The sequence below is a fragment of the Arthrobacter sp. 10T425 genome (assembly GCF_056393985.1).
In genome coordinates this window covers 1-520 of sequence record NZ_JBFTGZ010000060.1, presented here as the reverse complement: position 1 = coordinate 520, position 520 = coordinate 1, and the positions used below count along the sequence as shown (strand labels likewise).

Annotated in this window: 1 protein-coding gene; it reads right to left on the bottom strand. The window is 67.3% G+C overall.

Features of this window, described 5'->3' with window-relative positions; translation table 11 throughout:
• Positions 1 to 493, bottom strand: a 493-nt coding sequence (locus tag AC1DDH_RS20505) for an extracellular solute-binding protein (protein WP_476956216.1), incomplete at its 3' end; no start/stop codon positions are given.
• Positions 494 to 520 lie beyond the last annotated feature (27 nt).

Genomic DNA, 520 nt, shown 5'->3' with positions numbered 1-520 from the left:
CGTAGGTGATGGTGACGACGACTTTCTTGATGAGGGCCTCCTCGACCGCCGCCTGCTGAGGCGGCGCCGGGATCGGACCGGTGGTCGGGAACCGGTCGAGGGTGTCGTAGAAGACCTTCCAGTGCGCGGGGCCGACGCCCGCTCCGTAGAGCTCGTCGTTGAGCGAGCGGCGGGTGAGCGACGAATCAGGCTGCGGGTGCGCGATGCGCATCCCTTCGACCGACACGCAGTACTTCAGCCATTCCCAGGCCTCGTCCTTGCGCCGCGAAGTCTCCATGATGGCGTAGCCGGCGGCGCCGAACTGGTGCCGCTGACTGCGCATCTTGGGGAAGAAGGACACGTCGTAGTCGTCGTTCGCGAATCCGGCCTCCTTGAGTCCCTTCACCCAGAAGCCGCCCGCGGGAGTCATCCCCACGGATCCGCGCGAGAACAGCGCGACGAGCTCGTTGCCGCCGCCCTGCGCCGGGTTCGCCGCGAGTCCTTCGGAGACCATGCGCTGCAGCACCTCGAAGCTCTCGAC